A 21,272-nucleotide genomic window follows, 5' to 3' on the forward strand; every position below is an offset into this window, starting at 1 on the left:
CGCCTTCGAGTCTCCCCGTGCGCCTGTTTCACGGCGCGACGTTCGGCTCATTCGCTGATCTGCAAGACCCGAGCCATGGCCTGGTCATCGTCTTTGGCGGTGTTCATCATCTTGATGTGCAGCTCGAACTGCTTGGCCAGCGCCAGCACCGAAGTCATTTCTTCCACGGCATTGACGTTGCTCGACTCAAGGAACCCGGACACCAGTTTGACGTTGGCATCGGCCTGCGCCGGCTTGCCGTCCTTGGTGTGGATCGAACCGTCCAGGCCTTTGGTCATGTTCTTGAAGTCCGGGTTGACCAGTTTGATGCGGTCGACTTCGGCCATCACGCGAGGGCCTTCACCCATCGCACGGATGCTGATGGTGCCGTCTTCGCCGACTTCGATTTGCTGCTCGGGCGGCACGGCAATCGGCCCGCCATTGCCTACCACCGGCATACCGTTGCCGGCACGCAGCACGCCCAGGGCGTCAACGTTCAAGCTGCCGGTGCGCACGTAGCTTTCACCGCCATCGGGGTTCTGCACGGCGATCCAGCCGTTGCCCTGCACCGCGACATCGAGGTCGCGACCGGTTTCTACCAGCGAGCCAGGGGAGAAGTCGGTGGCCGGACGTTCGCTCATGGCAAACGCGCGCGCCGGAAAGCTGTCACCAAATACTGGCATCGAACGAGCCTGTTCCAGGTCCTTCTGAAAACCGTTGGTAGAGATGTTCGCCAGGTTGTTGGCATGAGCCTTCTGCGCCAGTGCATTCTGGCTGGCGCCGGTCATTGCCACATAAAGGTACTTGTCCACACTCTTTCCTCTGCATGCCGGACGTTTGCCGCCCACCGCTGTACTGCTGAGCCATAAGCAATTTGCAGACCAACTTTTTTCTGGCGGCGCAGGGCCCGGCAAACAAAGGACTTGAGGGATTCAGAGGGGATTGGGGGAATGTATCGAAGACGAAAAACCGGCGGTGTTATGCCGGTAGGTGGCAACGGTTGACCTTGAGGTTGACTGGACTACCGCCTTCGCGAGCAAGCCCGCTCCCACATTTAATTTGTGTTCGACTCGATCAAATGTGGGAGCGGGCTTGCTCGCGAAGGGTCCATCACAGGCAAAAATAGCTATCGGCTAAGACTCAGTCTTGCCGACCTCATACTCACGCAACTTATTGGCAATGGTGGTATGCGACACCCCCAACCGCTTGCCCAGTTGCCGACTGCTCGGATGCTCGGAATACAAACGCTCCAGCACCGCTTTCTCAAAGCGCCCGACAATCTCGTCCAAACCACCCTCAAGGGAAAAATCGCCAAGCGGCTGACGCACGCCGTAGTCCGGCAGGCGAATATGCTCGGCTTTGACGGTGCCGCCGTCGCACAGGGAAACGGCCTGGAACAGTACGTTTTCCAACTGCCGCACGTTACCCGGCCAATGATAATGACTGAGCCGTTCCATGGCCGCTGGCGCCAGTTTCGGCAACGGACAACCGATCTGCCGACTGGCCTGATCGAGGAAGTGCTCCACCAGCGGCGCCAGTCCGTCGAGGCATTCGCGTAGCGGCGGGATGTGCAGCGAGAGCACGTTCAAACGGTGGTACAAATCCTGGCGAAACTCACCGCGAGCGCACAGCTCGGACAAGTCCACTTGCGTTGCGCAGATCACCCGCACATCCAGATAGACCTCTTCATCGCTGCCGACACGACGGAAGCAACCATCCTGCAGAAAGCGCAGCAATTTCACCTGCAAGCGCGGGCTCATTTCGCCGACGCCGTCGAGAAACAACGTACCGCCCGCCGTCAGCTCCAACAGCCCGAGCTTGCCTTCGGCCCGCGCGCCTTCGAAGGCACCGGGACCGTAGCCGAACAATTCGGTCTCGGCCATGGACTCTGGCAGACCGGCACAGTTGAGCGCCATCAACGGTGACTGCCCACGCGGGCTCGCCAAGTGACAGGCCCGCGCCAACAACTCTTTGCCGGTGCCGGTTTCGCCTTCTATCAATAGCGGCGCATCCAGTGGCGCCATGCGCCGTGCTTCGCGAACCACCGCCGCCATCACTTTCGAGCTTTGGAAAATGCTGTCGAAGCCGCGCAATTCCTGCTTGCGCACGTTATAGATGCGCTCGCCCACCCGGTCCGCCCGGTGCAACGTCAACACCGCACCGGCCATGGCCTCGCTTTCGTCATGCTCCGATTGCAGCGGCGCGATGTCGGCGAGAAACACGTCGCCCTTGACCTTGACCCGCAAGCCGTTGATCCGCGACTTGTTGGCGCGCACCAGTTCCGGCAAATCGAAATCCTCGGCGTACCGCGACAGCGGTATCCCCGGCACCTCGTCTACCCGCACCCCGAGCAACTGCGCCGCCGCACGGTTGGCCGCGACGATGGAACCGCCCATGTCGATCGACAGCACCGGAAACTCCAAGGCACCAAGCAAGGCATTGAGTTCCATATGCCGACGCTCGCTGGGCATCAGCCCTACGCGTTTGACGCCGAATACCCCGCCAATCGCCTCAAACTTCGGACGCAACGCCTGAAACTGAATGTTGATCAGGTTCGGGCAGTGCAGGTAGATCGCATTGCCGTGCTCACCGCCCACTTCGCCGCGAGCGACGTTGATCCCGTACTCGACCAGCAGGTTGAGAATGTCGCGCAGAATACCGATGCGGTTCTGGCAGTGAACTTTGATACGCATATAAAGGCCCACAAAACGGTGAGTGAGGTTGATGCCGAGCACACAACCTGTGGGAGCGGGCTTGCTCGCGAAAGCGTCGGATCATCCAGCATTGATGTATCAGACAGACCGCCTTCGCGAGCAAGCCCGCTCCCACAGGGTACTTGGCAGACCGACGTATTTTTCTGCCGAGGCACTCAAATAGTCGTCAAGATTATGTGACACCCGTGCGCCATTTCAAACCCGCAAATATCAATACTTGCGCCATAGCGACCAATCCGTAACGAATACTTTACGAAAAGCCGAGATTTTTCCAACTCTCACCGCGGATCACCTGCTGCAACACCGCACGCCTTGGGGTATTTCTAGGTCTATAGCTGTACACACAACAAGAACGTATCCCCTAGCAGGAGAGCAGCATGAAGCAGACGCAATACGTGGCTCGTGAGCCCGATGCGCAAGGTTTTATCGACTACCCCGCCGAAGAACACGCGGTGTGGAACACGCTGATCACTCGCCAACTGAAAGTGGTCGAGGGCCGTGCGTGCCAGGAATACCTGGACGGTATCGAAAAACTCGGTCTGCCCCACGACCGCATTCCGCAACTCGGTGAAATCAACAAGGTCCTCGGTGAAACCACCGGTTGGCAGGTTGCCCGAGTCCCCGCACTGATTCCCTTCCAGACCTTTTTCGAATTGCTGGCGAACAAGCAGTTCCCGGTGGCGACGTTTATTCGTACCCGCGAAGAGCTGGATTACCTGCAAGAACCGGACATTTTCCACGAGATCTTTGGCCACTGTCCGCTGCTGACCAACCCCTGGTTTGCCGAATTCACCCACACCTACGGCAAACTTGGCCTACAGGCTTCCAAGGAAGAACGCGTGTATCTGGCGCGCCTGTACTGGATGACCATCGAGTTCGGCCTGGTCGACACGCCACAAGGCCTGCGCATCTATGGCGGCGGCATTCTGTCCTCGCCCAAAGAAACCGTTTACTGCTTGTCGAACGAGCCTGAGCATCAGGCCTTCGACCCGCTGGAATGCATGCGCACGCCGTACCGCATCGACATTCTGCAACCGCTGTACTTTGTCCTGCCGAACCTCAAGCGCCTGTTCGATCTGGCCCACGAAGACATCATGGGCATGGTCAAGCAAGGTATGCAGCTGGGGCTGCGTGCGCCGAAATTTCCGCCAAAAGCCGCGTGACCCGCGTCTTTTGGCATCAAGTGAGTCTGTTACGGATCGCCGCTTTGCTTTAGCGTGGTCCCACTGACGACCGTTTTTCAAAACACTCGATTTCAGGAACACATCATGTCCACATTAAACCAAGCCCATTGCGAAGCCTGCCGCGCCGACGCCCCTCAGGTCAGCGACGAAGAATTGCCGATCCTGATCAAGCAGATCCCTGACTGGAACATCGAAGTTCGCGACAGCGTGATGCAGCTGGAAAAAGTTTTCCTGTTCAAGAACTTCAAACACGCGCTGGCGTTCACCAACGCCGTCGGTGAAATTTCCGAGGCCGAAGGTCACCACCCAGGCCTGCTGACCGAGTGGGGCAAAGTCACCGTGACTTGGTGGAGCCACTCCATCAAAGGCCTGCACCGCAACGATTTCATCATGGCCGCGCGCACTGACGAAGTGGCGAAGAACGCCGAGGGCCGCAAATAATGCATTTCGACGCCATCGGTCGAGTACCTGGCGACCCGATTCTCGGCCTGATGGAGGCCTATGCGCTGGACCCTAACCCGCGCAAATTCGACCTTGGCGTGGGTGTCTACAAAGACGCCCAGGGCCAGACGCCAATCCCCGAAGCGGTGAAGCTCGCCGAGCAACACCTGGTGGATCGTCAATCCACCAAAACCTACATCGGCGGCCACGGCAATGTAGCGTTCGGCAAAGTCATCAACGAGTTGGTGCTTGGTGCGGATTCGGCGTTGATCGCCGAACAACGGGCCGGCGCCACTCAAACGCCGGGCGGCACTGGCGCATTGCGTTTGAGCGCTGACTTCATCGCCCAATGCCTGCCGGGCCGTGGCGTGTGGTTGAGCAACCCGACCTGGCCGATCCACGAAACCATTTTCGCGGCGGCCGGGGTCAAGGTCAGTCATTACCCGTACGTGGGCAGCGACAACCGTCTCGATGTGGAAGCGATGCTGGCGGTGCTCAATGAAGCACCCAAGGGCGATGTGGTGCTGCTGCATGCCTGCTGCCACAACCCGACCGGTTTCGATTTGTCCCATGATGATTGGCGTCGGGTGCTGGACGTGGTGCGCAGTCGCGATTTGCTACCTCTGATCGACTTCGCCTATCAGGGTTTCGGCGACGGCCTGGAGCAAGATGCCTGGTCGACGCGGCTGTTCGCCGCCGAGTTGCCGGAAGTACTGATCACCAGTTCCTGCTCGAAGAACTTCGGCCTGTACCGCGACCGCACTGGCGCATTGATTGTCTGCGCGAAAACCGCCGACAAGCTGGTGGATATCCGCAGCCAACTGGCCAATATCGCCCGTAACCTGTGGTCGACGCCACCGGATCATGGCGCCGCCGTGGTCGCGACCATCCTCGGCGATCCAGAGCTGAAAAGCCGCTGGGCCGACGAAGTGGAAGCCATGCGTTTGCGTATCGCCCAGTTGCGCAGCGGTCTGGTCGAAGCACTTGAACCCCATGGCTTGCGTGAGCGATTTGCGCACATCGGTGTGCAACGCGGGATGTTTTCCTACACCGGTTTGTCGCCGGAGCAGGTTAAACAGCTACGCGAGCATCACAGTGTGTACATGGTGAGCTCGGGCCGGGCTAACGTGGCGGGGATTGATGCGACGCGTCTGGATCTGCTGGCCGAAGCTATCGCTGACGTCTGCAAATAAATATCAGACACTACACATCCCCTGTGGGAGCGGGCTTGCTCGCGAAAGCGGCGTATCAGGCAACGATGATGTTGACTGACACTCCGTCTTCGCGAGCAAGCCCGCTCCCACATTTGAATGTGTGTCGCCCCCTCTTGCTGACCTGTCTAGACAATCCCATCCGTCGCAACAAATGGATATAAAAGTCTATTTGTCATTTCTCCTGCTGTATCCTGCGCAGGCTTTTTAAAAGCGCGGATCTACCAGATCTATCAACAGACTTAGCGAGGAGCGCGACATGCACGAGATCCCTAATCTCCCCTTCCCAAGCCTGCACGAAACTGAGCAGACAACCACGCAACAAGCCGGTGCCCAACAGCCCGAGATGAAAGAAGCACCTGAACGCCGCCAGGCCGACAGCGAAGACTGATACACCTGCAATGCCAGACCGTGTGGAAAGCGCTAACATGCGCTTTCCACACCGCCTGAACCGCGAGCCCGCACCATGAGCGATGATTTCACTGAAGCCCAGGCCAGCGTCCTGATCGGCACCGCCGAGAAGATGATCGAGATCTGGAACCGCCTTTCCCCCGAGAAACAAGCCGCCCTGCTGGCCCGCTTCGGCAGCGAAGAAAACGCCCTGGCCGCTCTGGTCACGACGCAACTGGTTGCCCCCGCCAAAACCTGACTCACCCCGTCTGGCAAATAGTTTTACTTTTTCACGCCCCGCGACCGTCCACGCCGCTATCATAAGCAGCCTATCTATCCTGCTGCCCCGTGGACCTTTACCCATGTCAGAAACCCAGCGCCCCATGGCGGTCACGCTGCAAGTCGTTTCCATCGTCCTGTTCACGTTCATCGGTTACCTGAATATCGGCATTCCTCTGGCCGTATTGCCGGGCTACGTCCACAGCGACCTCGGTTTTGGCGCCGTGATCGCCGGGCTGGTGATCAGCGTGCAATACCTGGCCACCCTGCTCAGCCGCCCTTACGCCGGACGCATCATCGATAACAAGGGCAGCAAACTGGCGGTGATGTACGGCCTCGCTGGCTGTGGTTTGAGCGGTGTGTTCATGTTGATTTCGGCCTGGACGCAAAGCCTGCCGACGTTAAGCCTGATCTGCCTGTTGATCGGCCGACTGGTGCTCGGCAGCGCAGAAAGCCTGGTGGGTTCCGGGTCGATCGGCTGGGGCATCGGCCGGGTCGGCGCAGCGAACACCGCCAAGGTCATCTCCTGGAACGGCATCGCCAGTTACGGCGCGCTGGCGGTCGGCGCGCCGCTGGGGGTGCTGCTGGTGAGTCAGTTGGGTTTGTGGAGCATGGGCGTGAGCATCGTGCTGTTGGCCGTTCTGGGTCTGGCGCTGGCTTGGCCAAAAACCGCTGCACCAATCGTTGTCGGCGAACGCCTGCCATTCATGCACGTGCTGGGGCGGGTGTTTCCTCACGGTTGCGGTCTGGCCTTGGGTTCCATCGGCTTTGGCACCATCGCTACATTCATCACCCTGTATTACGCCACTCAGCACTGGTCCAACGCGGTACTGTGCCTGAGCCTGTTCGGCGCCAGTTTTATCGGTGCGCGATTGTTGTTCGGTAATCTGATCAACCGCCTCGGCGGCTTTCGCGTGGCGATTGCCTGCTTGTCGGTGGAAACCCTCGGACTGTTGCTGCTGTGGCTGGCACCCGATGCCCATTGGGCACTGGCCGGGGCGGCGCTGAGTGGTTTCGGTTTTTCACTGGTGTTCCCGGCCTTGGGCGTGGAAGCGGTCAACCTGGTGCCCGCCTCCAGCCGTGGCGCGGCAGTCGGGGCGTATTCGTTGTTCATCGATTTGTCGCTGGGGATCACCGGACCGCTGGCGGGTGCGATTGCGGCTGGATTCGGGTTCGCCTCAATCTTCCTGTTTGCCGCGTTGGCCGCTTTGAGCGGATTGATACTAAGCGTTTACTTGTACCGGCAGGCGCCAAAGTATCGTGAAGAAAGAGAAGCGCGTTAAAAGTCGACCTTTCCGCGCCCAGCCTTGATGCTGCCGCGCTTGGTCTTGGATTCGAGCCGACGCTTTTTCGAACCGAGGGTCGGTTTGGTCGGACGGCGCTTCTTCTCGACCTTGGTGGCACTGAGGATCAACTCGGTCAGGCGCTCCAGCGCATCAGCGCGGTTCTGTTCCTGCGTGCGGTATTGCTGGGCCTTGATGATCAACACGCCGTCGCTGGTGATGCGACTGTCGCGCAGCGCCAGCAGCCGCTCCTTGTAGAACTCGGGCAAGGACGAGGCCGGAATGTCGAAGCGCAGGTGCACGGCGCTCGAGACCTTGTTGACGTTCTGCCCACCGGCGCCTTGCGCACGAATGGCCGTCAATTCGATCTCGGCATCCGGCAGATGCACGTTGTTGGAAATCACCAGCATGGAAAAAAGTCCGGTATCAGGGCGTTCAGGATACCGCGAATGATGGATTGACCGGGCCGACCCTTTCGCGGACATGTATGGGATGTTCGCCGCACGGAGGATCAAATGTGGGAGCGGGCTTGCTCGCGAAAGCGATGTGTCAGGCAACATTGATGTCGATTGATACTCCGCTTTCGCGAGCAAGCCCGCTCCCACAGGGGTCCGTGCAAGTCCAAAGTTTTTTGCATCGCCCACAAAAAAACCCGGCACATGGGCACATGGCCGGGTTTGTTGTTTCTGCGCTTTGCACTTACTTGGCTGCGGAACCTGCAGCCTGCAACGCATTTTGCGCACTACGCTTATTCTTGATGCCGTAGCAGATCCACATGAACGCGACCCACACCGGAATCGCATACACCGAGATCTGGATGCCCGGGATCAACAGCATCACGCCAAGGATGAACACCACGAACGCCAGGCAAACATAGTTGCCGTACGGGTACCACAGGGCCTTGAACAACGGCGTCTGTTTGGTCTTGTCCATGTGCTGACGGAACTTGAAGTGCGAGAAGCTGATCATCGCCCAGTTGATCACCAGGGTGGCCACCACCAACGACATCAACAGTTCCAGCGCATGTTGCGGAACCAGGTAGTTCAGCAGCACCGCGACCAGGGTCACGGCAGCCGACGCCAGAATCGAACGCACCGGCACGCCACGCTTATCGATCTTCGACAAGGCCTTCGGCGCATCGCCCTGCTCGGCCATGCCCAGCAGCATACGGCTGTTGCAGTAGGTGCCGCTGTTGTACACCGACAGCGCCGCGGTCAGGACCACGAAGTTGAGGATGTGCGCGGCGGTGTTGCTGCCCAGCATCGAGAACACTTGAACGAACGGGCTACCGCTGTAGGCATCGCCGGACGCGTTCAGCGTCGTCAGCAGGCTGTCCCAAGGCGTCAGCGACAGGAGGACCACCAGCGCACCGATGTAGAAAATCAAAATCCGGTAGATCACCTGGTTGATCGCTTTCGGGATCACGGTTTTCGGTTTGTCGGCTTCGGCTGCAGTGAAACCGAGCATTTCCAGGCCGCCGAAGGAGAACATGATGATCGCCATGGCCATCACCAGACCGCTAACGCCGTTCGGGAAGAAGCCGCCGTGCTCCCACAGGTTGGTCACGGAGGCTTGTGGGCCGCCGTTGCCGCTGACCAACAAGTAGCTGCCCAGGGCAATCATGCCGACAATCGCCACAACCTTGATGATCGCGAACCAGAACTCCGCCTCACCGAAGACTTTGACGTTGGCCAGGTTGATCAGGTTGATCAACACGAAGAAACCGGCTGCCGAGACCCAGGTCGGGATATCCGGCGCCCAGTAGTGGATGTATTTGCCGACCGCGGTCAGCTCGGACATGCCCACCAGGATGTACAGAATCCAGCAGTTCCAGCCCGACAGGAAGCCGGCAAAACCGCCCCAGTATTTGTGGGCGAAGTGGCTGAAGGAACCAGCGACTGGCTCTTCGACGATCATTTCGCCGAGTTGGCGCATGATCATGAAAGCGATGAAGCCGCAGATGGCGTAGCCGAGAATCATCGACGGGCCAGCGGATTTGAGCACGCCGGCCGAGCCAAGGAACAACCCGGTACCGATCGCGCCACCGAGGGCGATCAGTTGAATATGGCGATTTTTCAGGCCGCGTTTCAGCTCGCCTGAATGCGAGTTTTGTCCACTCATGAAAAGGGTCTCACGCAAGGTTTGATGATGTTCAGTAGACGTTGCTGCTCGGTTGCGATTTCAAGCAGCGCCGATCAAACCCCAGCGCAGGCACCAGGAGTTCAGCGTTTTTACGACAGTCATGCGTCACCTGTTTGTTTTTATCTGTGACGAAATCGAACCCGACACGCTCGTGACGCGGCGGAGTGAACAAGGCGGATAGCCTTGAGGTTTGCGCTGTTGCGCAGAGGGTCACAGTTAAAACGCGGCGCATTGTACACCTGTAACCCCCTGCTGCCAGACACCGCTGGATCAGCGCGTCGGTTGCCGGGATTGCCTGTGTCCGCCTCGAGGGTCTCGGGCGACTGCAAAAATTGAGTCAGACCTTTGCAGGTCATCGATAAGGGCAGCGGAAAAATCGCCCTTGGGGGAGAGATGGAGATGAGTCACGGCGTACATTGCGCCTCCTTCTTGTTATGCACCTGCACGACAGGCATAGGGCGCATCTCACCCTTCATACGCTGCCGAAACAAGCGTGCCAGAGCCCTTGAAGGCTACAAACTCGCCGGCTGACGGCAGGTTTTCCTTACAGACCTTTCCCTCGCGGCATTCCACGGGGTTTGAGAGCGCTTTTCGTAAGGTTTTATTGACAAGGCGTAACGTAAATTTTCCAAATCAGATCCATAAGCCCATTGACTGTAAATTGACGATAGGAAGCTTCCTAAGTAAATACTCGACTTAGTTTTCTGTTTTTTATTAAGAAAATTGGCTTTCGAAAAACGGAATAAATAGTTCAAATGAAAATTGTTTAATTATTTTTTTGCATTCCAAAACCCTGTGAACTAGGTTTTCAGCGACTTGCCGAACTGCATCGTCCGGCACGTTGACGCGCTCTTCAACGAGTGAAAAGCACGCCGCTGTTCTTACCTAAAAGTCATCTAGGAGATTCACCATGCAAGCACTGGACAAAGACTTGGACACTGAACTGCAACTGGACGATTGGTTTGAAGCACCGACCCACGAAGCTGCCGTCGAAATGATGCAAGCCGACGCGGTTGTTCCGTTCGGCACGGCGATGTGGCCTCTGTAAGACATCCCGGCAGGCACGATCCGGCCGGTCGTGCCTGCCACTTTCTCGGTTTGTCAGGGAGGACTACATGGATAAGCAACGCGCCATCTCGCATTTCCTTTACTACCTCGAACATCACCCTGCTGTTGCCGGTATCAACCCGGCGAAGGTCTTGCTCGGCCATACCGCTGATTACCAGGCGCACACCTGCGCCATCGCCGAACAGGCCGGTAACAGCCCACGGTTCAGCTTCAGCACGATGCGTCTGGACCTCGAACCCACCGAATTGCTGACCCAGGCGATTACCGACAGCGATCTGTACATTTTCTTCTACGACTCTTCCACCCTGCCCAACCCGCGTCCCGACGGCCCGGAATTTGTCCGTGCGCTGCAGGGCGTGATGGCGCAGAACTGGAAGAAGTCATTGCTGTTCAAGGATTACGGCGATTACTTCTACGACACCTTCAGTGTCACCCCGCAGCGAATTGCCGGGTTGAATAGCCACTTGATCCAGCGCATGTCCCACGCCACCACCCTGAGCTTCAAAGATGATCACGGGTCGTGGTTCGAAACACCCTTGAGCAGTATCAAGAAGTGGACCGACATCAACGGTATCGGCAACTTCGACCTGGCGCCCGGCGAGATCGCTACTCATAGCGAGGCCATTAATGGGCGGGTGAAGTTTATGGGGACTTTCCTCAGTACGATTCCGTTTGCCCGCAAGTACGGCGTATTGGCGTCACCGCTGGAGTTGTGGATCGAGAACTCTACTATCAGCAAAATCGCCACCGATGTGCCGGGGCTGGAACATGACTTCAACAAGTACCTGGACGCCAATCCGTCCAATCGGCGAATCGAGGAACTGGGGATCGGCACCAACGAAGGCGTGAAAGATTTGTATGCGCGCAATGCCGGGTTCGAGGAGCGCCATTGCGGTTTGCACCTGGGTCTGGGTGGAGGTGCCAAGGGTAGCCATCATTTGGATCTGATCTTCTCCAGTGGCGTGTTGGCCCTGGATGATGACCCACTGTTTGATCGGCGGTTTGTGTTTTAAGCGAGATTAAGGGTGTTCGGACCGACGCCTTCGCGGGCAAGCCTCGCTCCTACAGGTACAGCAGTGTCCTTGTAGGAGCGAGGCTTGCCCGCGAAGAGGCCCTCACAAACACCACAAAACTAAAGACAGCCCCAAAAAAAACGCCATCCCGAGGGATGGCGTTTTTCATGCAGCGCTCACCGATTATTCAGGCTTGCGACGACCGAAGCCCGGGCGCTGGCCGGAACCGGCTGGTGCACCGCGGCGTTTGCCCGATGGCGCGTCACGGTCGACCAGGACGATGCCTGGGCGTTTCTTCGGCGCCGGCTTGGCCGGGCGCTTGGTGTCGGCCGGGCGGTCTGCCACAGGCGTACCACGACCGGCAGGCGCGCCGCGATCACTGCGACCACCGGATGGAGCGCCACGGCCTTCGCCACGCTCAGTGCGACCGTTGGCCGGACGTGGCGTGCGTGGGCCGCGCTCGCCATCCTGACGTGGTGCTGGCTTGCGGGCCGGGCGTTCGCCTTCGATCTGTGGCTCGCGGGATTCGCGCGGGCTGGCGGCGGTCGAACCCGCAGCTGGACGCAGGGTACGCACGCGTTCGGTCTTGCCCACCGGACGGGACGATTTGCGCTGCATACGCTCAAGCTTGTCTTTGCTCTTGGCGTTCATTTGCGGCATCGCCACCGGGGTCAGGCCGACTTCAGCACTGAGAATGTCGACTTCGTACTGGCTCATTTCGCGCCAGCGGCCCATCGGCAGGTCGGAGTTGAGGAACACCGGACCGAAACGCACGCGCTTCAGGCGGCTGACCACCAGACCCTGGGATTCCCACAGACGACGGACTTCGCGGTTACGACCTTCCATCACCACGCAGTGGTACCAGTGGTTGAAACCTTCACCACCCGGAGCCTGTTTGATGTCGGTGAACTTGGCCGGGCCGTCTTCGAGCACCACGCCTGCCTTCAGGCGTTCAATCATCTCGTCGTCGACTTCGCCACGTACACGTACCGCGTATTCACGGTCCATTTCGTAGGAGGGGTGCATCAGGCGGTTGGCCAATTCCCCGTCGGTGGTGAACATCAGCAAACCGGTGGTGTTGATGTCCAGACGACCGATGTTGATCCAGCGACCTTCTTTGGGGCGCGGCATCTTGTCGAACACGGTCGGACGACCTTCAGGGTCGTTACGGGTGCAGATTTCGCCGTCGGGTTTGTTGTACATGATCACGCGACGTACCGACTCGGCGGCTTCTTCGCGCTTGATCACCCGGCCATCGATGGTGATGGCGTCATGCAGGTCGACGCGCTGGCCGAGGGTGGCGTCTTTGCCATTGACCTTGATGCGGCCGTGGCTGATCCAGGCTTCTACGTCACGGCGCGAGCCGACGCCGATACGGGCGAGGACTTTCTGCAGCTTTTCGCCTGCTGGGCCGATTTCCTGGTCGTCTTTCTGGTCGTTGATACTCATCTGGGCACCTCCCGGTGTGGACTGTTCAGGCTTGTGCCTGAAGATGTGAAAGCTGGTCGTTTGACGAAGAGATCGTCAAAGGGTCGCGAATCATACGCTCATGGAGACGTTCGCGCATCAGAGACTAGCTGATGAATGAAGAGTTACCCGGATTTCCGCCGACTGGTGGCCGCCGAGTTTGAATTCGATACAGATCCAATGTGGGAGCGGGCTTGCTCGCGAAGGCGTTGTGTCAGGCAGCATCGATATTGAATGTGCCGCCCCCTTCGCGAGCAAGCCCGCTCCCACATTGGGTTCGTGTCAGTCTTCGAGTAGGCGGCGTTCGCTTTCGATCGCTTCGGCGAGGGCCTTGGCTTCGGCTTCTTCGTCGGTCAATTCGGGCTCGGGTTTCGGCTGTTCGAGCGCGGCGACGGCGGCCAGGAGCTTTTCGCGAGCTTCGGCGACACCAAGAATGTCGTCTTCCTGCTCTGGTTCGACTTCGGCGTCAGCCTCGACCTGAGGTCCAACTTCGGTTTCAGGCTCGGGTTGAACCGACTCCCCTTCCGTCTCGGTCATCGCCCCATCGCGCAACAAATCGTCGAAGTCGGTCTTGAGCCCCTCTTCCATGGTGTCCAGTTCCAGCAACAGAGTGTGGAAACTGGTTTCTTCCTTGGGTTCTTCCGGCTCGGCGCTGGCATCAGCCAATTCCTGCAGGCTGGCAGGCACGGGCGCGTCGTCAAAATCGAGCACAGGATCGGGTTCAAGTTCGCGCAGTTCGGCGAGCGGCGGCAGGTCGTCGAGATTCTTCAGGTTGAAGTGATCGAGAAACGCCTTGGTGGTGGCGAACATCGCCGGTTTGCCGGGTACGTCGCGGTAACCGACGATGCGGATCCACTCACGCTCCAGCAGGGTTTTCACGATGTGGCTGTTGACGGCCACGCCGCGCACGTCTTCGATCTCGCCCCGGGTGATTGGCTGGCGATAGGCTATCAGGGCCATGGTTTCGAGCATGGCGCGGGAATAGCGTTGCGGCCGCTCTTCCCACAAACGTCCGACCCACGGCGCGAACTTTTCGCGGATCTGCAGGCGATACCCGGAGGCGACTTCCTTCAACTCGAAAGCACGGCCATCGCAGGATTTGGCCAGAATCGTCAGCGCTTTCTTGAACACAGGGGGCTCGGGCCGCTCGCCTTCTTCGAAGAGTTCGAACAGGCGTTCAAGCGATTGCGGTTTTCCCGAGGCCAACAGAAAGGCTTCAAGCAGTGGCGCCAGCTCGCGGGGTTCAGTCAGGTTCATGATTCAACTCGTTATTCGGCTCGGGCCCGGACATGGATCGCCGCGAACGGCTCATTCTGCACCAGCTCGACCAAGGATTCCTTGACCAGTTCGAGGATCGCCATAAAGGTCACCACCACCCCCAGGCGCCCTTCTTCAGCGGTGAACAGCTCGACAAAAGGCACAAAACCGCCGCCCTTGAGCCGTTCCAGTACATCGCTCATGCGTTCGCGGGTGGACAGCGCTTCACGGCTGACCTGGTGGCTTTCGAACATGTCGCCACGGCGCAAGACCTCGGCCATGGACATCAGCAGCTCTCCCAGACTCACATCCGGCAACAGCTTGCGCGCCCGGGCTTCAGGGGCGTCGAGCTTGGGCACCACCACGTCGCGGCCGACGCGACTCAAGCCATCGATGCCTTCGGCTGCAGCCTTGAAGCGCTCGTATTCCTGCAAGCGGCGAATCAGCTCGGCGCGAGGATCGTCCTCTTCGTCTTCGATCGTCTCGGCACGGGGTAACAGCATCCGCGACTTGATCTCGGCAAGCATCGCGGCCATCACCAGGTACTCGGCGGCCAGCTCCAGGCGCACCGACTGCATCAACTCGACATAGCCCATGTACTGCCGGGTGATTTCCGCCACCGGGATGTCGAGGATGTTGATGTTCTGTTTGCGGATCAGGTACAGCAGCAAGTCGAGCGGGCCTTCGAAGGCCTCAAGAAAGACCTCGAGCGCATCCGGCGGGATGTACAGGTCCAGTGGCATTTCCATGACCGCCTGGCCATAGACCATGGCGAAAGGCAGTTCTTGCTGGGCGCCGGCCTGGCTGTCGACGGGTTCTACTGCAGACATCTAGGCCTCGGCCATGAAAGGCGCAGGGTCGCCGCAACCGACGCGGATGATTTCCGGTTCGCCATCGGCGAGGCTGATCACGGTGGACGCCTTGATCCCGCCGAAACCGCCGTCGATGATCAGGTCGACCTGATGCTCAAGCAACTGGCGCATTTCGTAAGGATCGCTCAACGGGTCGGTGTCGCCGGGCATGATCAGGGTCACGCTCATCAGCGGCTCACCGAGTTCTTCCAGCAATGCCAGGGCAATCGGATGGCTTGGCACACGCAGGCCAATGGTGCGTTTTTTCGGGTGCAACAACAGCCGCGGGACTTCGCGGGTGGCGTTGAGAATGAAGGTGTAAGGGCCAGGCAAGTGAGCCTTGAGCACACGGAAGGTGCCGGTGTCGATCTTGGCAAACAGCCCCAACTGCGACAGGTCGCTGCAGATCAGCGCGAAGTTGTGCTTATCATCCAGCTGACGCAGCCGGCGTACGCGTTCCACGGCGTTCTTGTCGCCGATCTGGCAACCAATGGCGTAGGAAGAGTCTGTGGGATAAATCACCACCCCGCCGTTGCGGATGATCTCGACAGCCTGTTTGATCAGGCGCGGTTGCGGGTTTTCCGGATGAATCTGGAAAAATTGACTCACATTCTCTACCTGTTCAGACGACGGCAATAATTGGGTCATGTTTGAATCGACACCACAGTGGTGGCAGATCCTCCGGGAGCGGGCGGTATTCACCGATCTCGGACCAGCCTCCAGGGCCATGAAAATCACTGCCGGCGCTGACCAGCAGACCAAACTCGCGGGCTAGAATCGCCAAACTGCCCACCTGCTCGGCGGGTTGATGGCCATTGACCACTTCTATTGCGTGGCCCCCTGCTTGAATATAGTCGGCAATCAGGCGACGACGCTTGCTGCGAGTGAAATCGTAGTGCCAGGGATGCGCCAGGCTGACCCAGGCACCCGCGGCGCGCAGGGTTGCGACGGTGTCTTCCAGGGTCGGCCAGTGTTGTTTGACGTCGCCCAGTTTGCCGGCGCCCAGCCATTTGCGGAACGCTTCGGCGCGATCCTTGACGAAACCTTCACGCACCATCCAGTCGGCGAAATGCGGACGGGCCGGCGCGTTGCCGCTGTCGCCCAGCTCCTGTTGAATGGCCCGAGCGCCGTCGAGCGCCCCCGGCATGCCTTTCAACGCCAACTTGCGGCTTATTTCTTCGGACCGTAGCCAGCGGCCATCGTGCAATGTTGCGATGGCCTCGACCAACGGCGGCGCATTGACGTCGAAACCGTAGCCCAAAACATGAATGGTCGCCCCGCCCCAGGTGCAGGACAATTCGACGCCATTGACCAGTTGCATCCCCAGCGCCGTCGCGGCGCTACGGGCCTCATCGAGGCCCTCAAGGGTGTCGTGATCGGTCAAGGCCAGGACTCGCACGCCTTTCTCGAACGCACGCGCAACCAGTACCGCAGGCGCGAGGGCGCCGTCGGAAGCCGTGCTATGGCAGTGCAAATCAACATTCACAGGACTGTGTAACCTCAAATCAGCTGACGCTATCGCGCGTCAATATGTTTGTTATTATGCCGCCACATCCTGCTTCTGGCTGCCACTGTGAAACAATTCATCGACTTCATCCCGCTTCTGCTGTTTTTCATCGTCTTCAAAATCGATCCACGGGTCGTCGATATCGGCGGTTATCAACTGTCTGTCGGTGGTATTTACAGCGCCACCGCCGTGCTGATCATCAGCTCCCTGGTGGTCTACGGCACGCTGTTCATCAAGCAGCGCAAGCTGGAGAAGAGCCAGTGGCTGACCCTCATCGCCTGCCTGGTCTTCGGTAGCCTGACCCTGGCGTTCCACAGCGAGACGTTCCTGAAATGGAAAGCCCCGGTGGTCAACTGGCTGTTCGCCCTCGGGTTCATCGGCAGCCACTTCATCGGTGATCAACTGTTGATCAAACGCATCATGGGCCACGCGCTGACCCTGCCAGAGCCGGTCTGGACCCGTCTGAACATCGCCTGGATCGGGTTTTTCCTGTTTTGCGGCGCCGCCAACCTGTTCGTTGCGTTCACGTTCCAGAGCTACTGGGTCGACTTCAAAGTCTTCGGCAGCCTGGGCATGACGTTGCTGTTCCTGGTCGCCCAGGGCATTTACCTGTCCCGCCACCTGCACGACGCCGATACCACCACGCCAAAAACCGAGGACTGACATGCTTTACGCAATCATTGCCACAGACGTCGCCAACTCCCTGCAAGCCCGCCTGGCCGCACGGCCTGCGCACCTTGAGCGCCTGCAAGTGCTTAAAGGCGAAGGTCGCATCGTACTGGCCGGCCCGCACCCGGCCGTCGACAGCAATGATCCGGGCGCGGCGGGTTTCACCGGCAGCCTGATCGTCGCTGAATTCGATTCGCTGAGCGCCGCACAGGCCTGGGCCGATGCCGACCCGTACATTGCCGCAGGCGTCTACGCCAACGTTTTGGTCAAGCCGTTCAAGCAAGTCCTGCCGTAAAGTCCTTCAGCGCGATGAACCTTGTCGGTTCATCGCGCGTTCAATCGCTCATTATTCTCGTTTACCGGCCGACAACCTGCCCAATACTCGTATTGGAATCAGGAGTTGCGATGCGCAAAGGTCCGTTGTGTCTGATGTTGGTGACGTTGTCGATCATGGCGCCCGCCCATGGTGAAGAAAGCGCCAATGGCGGTAGTTCGACGCCGCTGTCCTTGAGCGCCGGCAGCCAGATCACCGAGTTGCAGCAGCGCTTGAAGGCAAGCGAACAGCAACGAGAAGAACTGAACAAACAACTGCAAAATACCGATAGCGAACGCGAAAGCGCTCAGTTGAGCCGGTTGCGCCAGGAGAATCAGCGCCTCAAGCTGCAACTCAAGGAGGCTCAGGCCAGCAGCCCGCTGCCACGCCTGCTGACAGATCAGCAGCAATGGTTCGTGATTGGGGGCGCAGTAGCGCTATTGGCCCTTCTCTGCGGTATCTTCGCCAGTGGTGCAACCAGAAAACGTCGGCAATGGCTAAATTGAGTGAGTGATGAGCGAGCTGTTACTAATTGATGATGACCAGGAGCTGTGTGAGCTCCTGAGCAGTTGGCTGAGCCAGGAAGGCTTTCAGGTCCGTGCCTGCCACGATGGCCAGAGCGCGCGTCGTGCGTTGGCTGAAACGTCCCCGGCGGCCGTGGTGCTGGACGTGATGCTGCCGGACGGCAGTGGCCTGGAACTGCTCAAGCAACTGCGCAGCGACCATCCGGATTTGCCGGTGCTGATGCTTTCGGCCCGTGGCGAACCGCTGGACCGCATCCTCGGCCTGGAACTCGGTGCCGATGATTACCTGGCCAAACCGTGCGACCCGCGGGAACTGACAGCCCGCCTGCGCGCAGTGTTGCGCCGCAGTCATCCGACGGCAGTTTCCAGCCAGCTCGAATTGGGTGACTTGTGCTTCAGCCCGGTGCGTGGCGTGGTCAGCATCGATGAACAGGAATTCACCCTCACCGTCTCCGAAAGCCGCCTGCTCGAAGCCTTGCTCAAGCAGCCCGGCGAACCGCTGGATAAACAGGAGCTGGCGCAAATCGCCCTCGGTCGCAAACTGACCCTGTACGACCGCAGCCTGGACATGCACGTGAGCAACCTGCGCAAAAAAATCGGCCCACACCCCGACGGTCGCCCACGCATCGTGGCCCTGCGCAGTCGTGGTTACTACTACAGCCTCTGAATCTGACGCGCCTTTGTAGCAGCTGTCGAGCCCCAGCGAGGCTGCGTTCGGCTCTGTAACGCAGCCTCGCTGGGGCTCGACAGCTGCTACAAAGGCCATGTTTCGTCAGAGAGAAATCGGCGAAGTGTTGGAATTGTCAGGAAGGTAGAAAATCGTCTTTACCCAAGCTTTACGCTCCGCTGACCGCCGCTGACCTTGATCTGCGTAATCTGCACACATCCGGAACGTACCGGGAACGAGACAAGGAGATACACCATGCGCAAGACTCTTATCGCTCTGATGTTTGCTGCCGCCCTGCCGACCGTTGCCATGGCCATGCCTGAAGGCGCAGGTTCCATGGGTGACCACATGGACGGCTCACGCCACGGCGGTCAGATGCACGGCATGCACGGTAAAGGCCCTTACAGCCAACTGGACCTGAGCCGCGAACAGCGCGAGCAAATCCGCAAGATCATGGGCGAGCAGATGCATGAGCGTCAGCAACTGGTCGACAAGTACCTGGAAAAACTCTCGCCAGCCGATCAGAAAGCCCTGAAAGACGAGATGGCGGCCAAGCACAAGAAAGCCGAAGCCGACGTTCGCGCACTGCTGAAACCGGATCAACAGAAGCAATTCGACGAGATCCAGAAGAAAAAGGCTGAGCGTCGCGCTGAATGGGCCGAGTTCAAGGCCTGGAAAGCGCAGCAAGCGCAAAAAGCGCAATAATGCGCTAACCCCGGACCCGACGGCTAACCCGTTGGGTCTGTTGCCACTCAGTCTAATGTGGGAGCGGGCTTGCTCGCGAAGGCGGTGTGTCAGGTAAAGCATTTTGCTGACTGACACACCGCCTTCGCGAGCAAGCCCGCTCCCACAAGGATTTGTGCTTGTTTGAGGATTTTCTGTGCGCTCATTGTTCTGGCGTATTCTGGCCAGCTTCTGGCTGGCCATCGCTCTGGTTGCAGGGCTTTCCATTCTGCTCGGGCACATGCTCAACCAGGACGCGTGGATTCTCAGTCGCCACCCTGGCCTCAACACCTTGGCCGAACAGTGGACGCAAACCTACGAAAGCCAGGGAGAAGAAGCCGCCCAGGACATTCTGGAACAGCGCAAGCGTCAGTATCACATCAACGTTCAAGTGCTCAACGAGGCAGGTGACCCGGTGGTACGCGGTACCTTTCCACGGCGGGCGGCGGCCTTCGAAGCACGACAGAACAACGATGATCGACGCCTGCCATGGCGGCGTCTGACCGATGAATACACCAGCGCCAAGACAGGCGACACCTATCTGCTGATCTATCGCGTCCCGCACCCGGAACTGGACGCCTGGCACCGCGAAAGCCTGCTCTGGCCGTTGAGTGCACTGGGCATCGCACTGGTGGTGTTGACTCTGTTCAGCTTGCTGGTGACCTTTTCCATCACGCGACCACTGAGCCGTTTACGAAGCGCCGTGCATGACCTGGGGCAGACAACGTATCAACAAAACAGCCTGGCGAAACTGGCCAACCGCCGCGATGAATTCGGTGTGCTGGCCAACGACTTCAATCGCATGGGCGCACGCCTGCAAAGCCTGATCGGCAGCCAGCGGCAATTACTGCGGGACGTGTCTCACGAGTTGCGTTCACCTCTGGCCCGACTGCGCATTGCGTTGGCGCTGGCCGAGCGGGCCAACCCTGAGGAGCGGGAAAAACTCTGGCCACGCCTGACCCGTGAATGCGATCGACTGGAAGCGTTGATCAGCGAAATCCTGGTACTGGCGCGCGTCGATGCCGACAACGCCAGTGCTGAAGAGGTCGATCTCAATGCGCTGCTCACTACCCTGCAAAAAGATGCGCAGTTGGGTTCGCCCGAGCAGAACGTGCACCTTGAGGTCGAGCCACAACTGAACCTCAAAGGCTGGCCGACCATGATCGAGCGTGCCGTGGACAACCTGCTACGCAATGCCCAGCGCTTTAACCCGGTCGGGCAACCGATTGAAATGCAGGCGTCTCGCCAGGGCGACAGGATTGTCGTCAGCGTGCGCGATCACGGTCCCGGCGTAGAAACCGAGCATTTGAATCAGCTGGCTGAACCCTTCTATCGGGCACCGGGGCAGACAGCGGCCGGGCATGGCCTCGGGCTGGCCATTGCGCGTCGTGCGGCGGAGCGCCATGGCGGCAGTCTGGTGCTGGCCAATCATCCGGAGGGCGGATTTGTTGCCAGCCTTGAATTGCCGTTGGTGCCGGGGGCTGTGGTGCAGCCTTAAAAGCTTCGCGGGCAAGCCTCGCTCCTACAGGATTGTGTGGGCTACATGATCGCCAGATTACCTGTAGGAGCGAGGCTTGCCCGCGAAGCATT

General features: G+C 59.1%; 23 protein-coding genes. 14 read left to right on the forward strand and 9 right to left on the reverse strand.

Annotated features, from left to right (window positions below; genetic code table 11):
• Positions 1-47: 47 nt before the first annotated feature.
• Both ACIPLA_RS23135 and ACIPLA_RS23140 read right to left on the reverse strand, forming a co-directional pair.
• The gene (locus ACIPLA_RS23135) at positions 48-791 is read right to left on the reverse strand and encodes a flagellar basal body rod protein FlgF (protein ID WP_401176278.1); all 744 of its coding nucleotides are present in this window, start codon (positions 789-791) and stop codon (positions 48-50) included.
• 321 nt (positions 792-1,112) lie between these two features.
• Positions 1,113-2,672: a sigma-54-dependent phenylalanine hydroxylase transcriptional regulator PhhR gene (locus ACIPLA_RS23140; protein ID WP_008074886.1), complete on the reverse strand. Its 1,560-nt coding sequence runs from the start codon at positions 2,670-2,672 to the stop codon at positions 1,113-1,115.
• 398 nt (positions 2,673-3,070) lie between these two features.
• Here ACIPLA_RS23140 and phhA point away from each other — a divergent pair, with 398 nt between their 5' ends.
• The 6 genes from phhA (at position 3,071) to ACIPLA_RS23170 (ending at position 7,481) form a co-directional block, all read left to right on the forward strand.
• Positions 3,071-3,856 (forward strand): phenylalanine 4-monooxygenase, encoded by a 786-nt coding sequence (phhA, locus tag ACIPLA_RS23145; protein WP_008074887.1) that lies wholly within the window; start codon positions 3,071-3,073, stop codon positions 3,854-3,856.
• A gap of 105 nt (positions 3,857-3,961) precedes the next feature.
• Positions 3,962-4,318, forward strand: a complete 357-nt coding sequence (locus tag ACIPLA_RS23150) for a 4a-hydroxytetrahydrobiopterin dehydratase (RefSeq protein WP_010457024.1) — start codon at positions 3,962-3,964, stop codon at positions 4,316-4,318.
• The gene (locus ACIPLA_RS23155) at positions 4,318-5,511 is read left to right on the forward strand and encodes an amino acid aminotransferase (protein WP_401176283.1); all 1,194 of its coding nucleotides are present in this window, start codon (positions 4,318-4,320) and stop codon (positions 5,509-5,511) included. Before ACIPLA_RS23150 ends, ACIPLA_RS23155 begins: the two co-directional genes overlap by 1 nt.
• A gap of 277 nt (positions 5,512-5,788) precedes the next feature.
• Positions 5,789-5,920, forward strand: coding sequence for a hypothetical protein (locus ACIPLA_RS23160; RefSeq protein WP_256348506.1), 132 nt, complete (start codon positions 5,789-5,791; stop codon positions 5,918-5,920).
• Positions 5,921-5,995: 75 nt separating this feature from the next.
• Positions 5,996-6,178, forward strand: a complete 183-nt coding sequence (locus tag ACIPLA_RS23165) for a hypothetical protein (protein WP_008074891.1) — start codon at positions 5,996-5,998, stop codon at positions 6,176-6,178.
• A 103-nt stretch (positions 6,179-6,281) separates the two neighbouring features.
• Positions 6,282-7,481 carry an MFS transporter gene (locus ACIPLA_RS23170; protein ID WP_218394159.1) on the forward strand — a complete coding sequence of 400 codons (1,200 nt, stop codon included), beginning with the start codon at positions 6,282-6,284 and terminating at the stop codon, positions 7,479-7,481.
• Here ACIPLA_RS23170 and arfB read toward each other — a convergent pair.
• Both arfB and ACIPLA_RS23180 read right to left on the reverse strand, forming a co-directional pair.
• Positions 7,478-7,891 carry an alternative ribosome rescue aminoacyl-tRNA hydrolase ArfB gene (gene arfB / locus ACIPLA_RS23175; protein WP_008074893.1) on the reverse strand — a complete coding sequence of 138 codons (414 nt, stop codon included), beginning with the start codon at positions 7,889-7,891 and terminating at the stop codon, positions 7,478-7,480. The two genes, ACIPLA_RS23170 and arfB, sit on opposite strands and share 4 nt — an antisense overlap.
• A 289-nt stretch (positions 7,892-8,180) precedes the next feature.
• Positions 8,181-9,602 (reverse strand): amino acid permease, encoded by a 1,422-nt coding sequence (locus tag ACIPLA_RS23180; RefSeq protein WP_192345685.1) that lies wholly within the window; start codon positions 9,600-9,602, stop codon positions 8,181-8,183.
• A gap of 931 nt (positions 9,603-10,533) precedes the next feature.
• Between ACIPLA_RS23180 and ACIPLA_RS23185 the strand changes: the two genes are divergently transcribed.
• Together ACIPLA_RS23185 and ACIPLA_RS23190 are read left to right on the forward strand one after the other, a co-directional pair.
• Positions 10,534-10,671: a hypothetical protein gene (locus ACIPLA_RS23185; protein WP_007938535.1), complete on the forward strand. Its 138-nt coding sequence runs from the start codon at positions 10,534-10,536 to the stop codon at positions 10,669-10,671.
• 67 nt (positions 10,672-10,738) lie between these two features.
• Positions 10,739-11,704 carry a leucyl aminopeptidase gene (locus ACIPLA_RS23190; protein ID WP_401176289.1) on the forward strand — a complete coding sequence of 322 codons (966 nt, stop codon included), beginning with the start codon at positions 10,739-10,741 and terminating at the stop codon, positions 11,702-11,704.
• Between the two features lie 183 nt (positions 11,705-11,887).
• On the opposite strand, the gene rluB is transcribed toward ACIPLA_RS23190, so the two are convergent.
• The 5 genes from rluB to ACIPLA_RS23215 form a co-directional block, all read right to left on the reverse strand.
• Positions 11,888-13,153: a 23S rRNA pseudouridine(2605) synthase RluB gene (gene rluB / locus ACIPLA_RS23195; RefSeq protein WP_008074896.1), complete on the reverse strand. Its 1,266-nt coding sequence runs from the start codon at positions 13,151-13,153 to the stop codon at positions 11,888-11,890.
• Positions 13,154-13,453: 300 nt separating this feature from the next.
• Positions 13,454-14,428: an SMC-Scp complex subunit ScpB gene (gene scpB / locus ACIPLA_RS23200; RefSeq protein ID WP_401176292.1), complete on the reverse strand. Its 975-nt coding sequence runs from the start codon at positions 14,426-14,428 to the stop codon at positions 13,454-13,456.
• 11 nt (positions 14,429-14,439) lie between these two features.
• Positions 14,440-15,198 (reverse strand): ScpA family protein, encoded by a 759-nt coding sequence (locus tag ACIPLA_RS23205; protein ID WP_177319506.1) that lies wholly within the window; start codon positions 15,196-15,198, stop codon positions 14,440-14,442.
• A gap of 60 nt (positions 15,199-15,258) precedes the next feature.
• Positions 15,259-15,888, reverse strand: a complete 630-nt coding sequence (locus tag ACIPLA_RS23210) for an L-threonylcarbamoyladenylate synthase (RefSeq protein ID WP_401176294.1) — start codon at positions 15,886-15,888, stop codon at positions 15,259-15,261.
• Between the two features lie 13 nt (positions 15,889-15,901).
• On the reverse strand, positions 15,902-16,765 hold the full coding sequence (locus ACIPLA_RS23215; protein WP_401176297.1) for a PHP domain-containing protein: 864 nt from the start codon (positions 16,763-16,765) through the stop codon (positions 15,902-15,904).
• A gap of 87 nt (positions 16,766-16,852) precedes the next feature.
• Between ACIPLA_RS23215 and ACIPLA_RS23220 the strand changes: the two genes are divergently transcribed.
• The 6 genes from ACIPLA_RS23220 (at position 16,853) to ACIPLA_RS23245 (ending at position 21,180) form a co-directional block, all read left to right on the forward strand.
• On the forward strand, positions 16,853-17,449 hold the full coding sequence (locus ACIPLA_RS23220) for a septation protein A (RefSeq protein ID WP_123495966.1): 597 nt from the start codon (positions 16,853-16,855) through the stop codon (positions 17,447-17,449).
• A 1-nt stretch (position 17,450) separates the two neighbouring features.
• On the forward strand, positions 17,451-17,750 hold the full coding sequence (locus ACIPLA_RS23225; RefSeq protein ID WP_008074905.1) for a YciI family protein: 300 nt from the start codon (positions 17,451-17,453) through the stop codon (positions 17,748-17,750).
• A gap of 110 nt (positions 17,751-17,860) precedes the next feature.
• On the forward strand, positions 17,861-18,274 hold the full coding sequence (locus ACIPLA_RS23230; RefSeq protein ID WP_218394154.1) for a translation initiation factor 2: 414 nt from the start codon (positions 17,861-17,863) through the stop codon (positions 18,272-18,274).
• 7 nt (positions 18,275-18,281) lie between these two features.
• Entirely contained in the window at positions 18,282-18,959 is a 678-nt protein-coding gene (locus tag ACIPLA_RS23235; protein WP_008010984.1) for a response regulator transcription factor, read from the forward strand.
• Between the two features lie 255 nt (positions 18,960-19,214).
• Positions 19,215-19,664 (forward strand): Spy/CpxP family protein refolding chaperone, encoded by a 450-nt coding sequence (locus ACIPLA_RS23240; protein WP_401176302.1) that lies wholly within the window; start codon positions 19,215-19,217, stop codon positions 19,662-19,664.
• A gap of 175 nt (positions 19,665-19,839) precedes the next feature.
• The gene (locus tag ACIPLA_RS23245; protein WP_123495960.1) at positions 19,840-21,180 is read left to right on the forward strand and encodes a cell wall metabolism sensor histidine kinase WalK; all 1,341 of its coding nucleotides are present in this window, start codon (positions 19,840-19,842) and stop codon (positions 21,178-21,180) included.
• The last annotated feature ends 92 nt before the right edge of the window (positions 21,181-21,272 follow it).

Source organism: Pseudomonas sp. NPDC086112, from assembly GCF_044746425.1.
Taxonomy (GTDB): Bacteria; Pseudomonadota; Gammaproteobacteria; order Pseudomonadales; family Pseudomonadaceae; genus Aquipseudomonas.